This is a genomic window from Streptomyces niveiscabiei, assembly GCF_001419795.1.
Taxonomy (GTDB): domain Bacteria; phylum Actinomycetota; class Actinomycetes; order Streptomycetales; family Streptomycetaceae; genus Streptomyces; species Streptomyces niveiscabiei.
Window position 1 is genome coordinate 1 of the sequence record NZ_LIRL01001138.1, and the last position, 1,756, is coordinate 1,756.

Annotated in this window: 2 protein-coding genes and 1 pseudogene; all 3 read right to left on the reverse strand. The window is 69.2% G+C overall.

All coding sequences use genetic code 11. The annotated features are described in order from the left end of the window. A pseudogene (locus tag AOK24_RS51865) lies at positions 1–699 on the reverse strand (zinc ribbon domain-containing protein); the annotation flags it as partial. After that, the gene (locus AOK24_RS41050; RefSeq protein ID WP_055724994.1) at positions 696–1,322 is read right to left on the reverse strand and encodes an IS607 family transposase; all 627 of its coding nucleotides are present in this window, start codon (positions 1,320–1,322) and stop codon (positions 696–698) included. The gene AOK24_RS41050 and the pseudogene AOK24_RS51865, both read right to left, overlap by 4 nt. 24 nt (positions 1,323–1,346) lie before the next feature. Then, the gene (locus tag AOK24_RS41055; RefSeq protein WP_133258130.1) at positions 1,347–1,547 is read right to left on the reverse strand and encodes a hypothetical protein; all 201 of its coding nucleotides are present in this window, start codon (positions 1,545–1,547) and stop codon (positions 1,347–1,349) included. Positions 1,548–1,756 lie beyond the last annotated feature (209 nt).

Genomic DNA, 1,756 nt, shown 5'->3' on the forward strand with positions numbered 1-1,756 from the left:
GTCGGGGCGGGTGGGCAGTTGGAGCCGCAGCAGGGCGCGGCCGGGTTCGTCGGCGCGTTCGATGGTGGCCTGCTGCGCGTCACACGCCGAGAGCAGCAGCATGTGTGCGATCCGGGGCGTGGGCTCCAACTCGAACACATCGACCGGCATCCGGCCGGTCTTGCGGACGAACGCCGCAGCCTGCCGGGTACGGGACTTGATCACACTGGACGGCAGGAACTGGCCGCCGGGTACCGCCTCGCGCACCGCGTCCCACTCGCCTGTGGTGCGCCTCGCCGGATCGGCGGGCCACGTCTTGAGCACACCAGCCGTCAGGTCGGCGCGCCACTTCGCCGACCGCAGGGCACGCCCGGCCTGCTCCTGGGCCATCCGCACGATGCGATCGTTGGCCTTGACACCCTCGGGCAGCTCGACGGCCCAGCCCAGGCGGCGCAGCGCCATCCACGCGTTCGACGGCAGTTTCCTGCCCCCCGCGTCCTCGCCGGATGCCAGGGTGTCCACGTCGGCGGTGTTCCAGTGCGCGGCGGTCAGCGCACCGACCATGCCCGACACCAGGCCCGCGCACCAGCCCACACGCTCCGCCACCGCAGCGGCGGACAGGAGTTCGCCGGTCCTCTCATCCACGCCGGTGCGCAACAAGCCACGGGCGCACACGGTGCGGGAGGTCTCGCCCTCGGCGAGCAGCAGCTTCCGGCTCACCGGCCGCCACCGTCATCAGCGCACTGGCCAGTCTCAGCGAGCAGCCGTTTGCGTGCCTCTGCTGACCGCATCCCGTACAAACGGCCCGCGAACGTGGTAACCAACAAGACGAAGTCGTCGAGGAGTTCATCCCGGCCGCCGGACTTCTTCGGGTGCAGCACTTCGAGCGTGACGCCGTACACGGCGAACAGACGCTTCAGCCAGCCCACACCGAACCGGGCGAGACGGTCCTCATGCGTCACCCGCACCACATTCACCGAGCCGTCGGACACCATCGCCAGCACCCGGTTCAGGCCGGGCCGGTTCTCCCGCAGGCCAGAGCCACGGTCCTTGACGACTTTCACGACCTCACCCCTGGAGGTGGCCCGCAACTCCTCCTCCTGCGCGGCCAGCGAGGACTCCTGCCCGGACGATCCCGAGGCACGCGCATACAGAACCTCCCGCCTCGGACGGGAGGTTGCGAAGCCGCTCCCGCGCTTCATGTTCTCCACATCGACCGAGGAGAACCGGCGCTCACGGCCGACCCAGGAGAACGGAATCTTGCCGTCGATAGCCCACTGGCGAAGCGTCATCGGGTGAATCCCCAGACGCTTCGCGGCCTTGGACATGCGCAGCAACTCCATGTGTATGACGATACATGCGCAACACTAGGGATGACTAATGAAATTGGTGAGCCTGCCGTAGACGTTGTCGTCGGTGCCCGCCCCCGATCGGTCGCAGACGTGGATCTGTACGTCGTACGTCACCGCCGCAGCGGCTGCGGGCGTCTGGGCGTGTGCGGGTACGGCGAGCGTCAGCGACGCCAGGGCGGCGGCGAGCAGGGCGGCCGAGCGGGCGGACAGCGACATGCGGAACTCCTCGGACATCAGAGGCGAACAGGTGGCGGTCGGAACGGTCGCCATCCTGGGGCCGCCGAGAGGGCTACCCGTGCGCAACGCCGGACAGGTTCGGGGCGCGGCCCTGCTTTCACCCTCGCGGATCACCGGACTCATCAGGCGCCGCGCGCCGTGGATACGGACAGCCGACTCGGGCTGATGCGCGGCGCCTGATGAGTCCG

Excerpts from the sequence above, each read along its gene's own strand:
- AOK24_RS41050 (WP_055724994.1), bottom strand. The coding sequence starts at position 1,322 with ATGGAGTTGCTGCGCATGTCCAAGGCCGCGAAGCGTCTGGGGATTCAC.
- AOK24_RS41055 (WP_133258130.1), bottom strand. The coding sequence starts at position 1,547 with ATGTCGCTGTCCGCCCGCTCGGCCGCCCTGCTCGCCGCCGCCCTGGCG.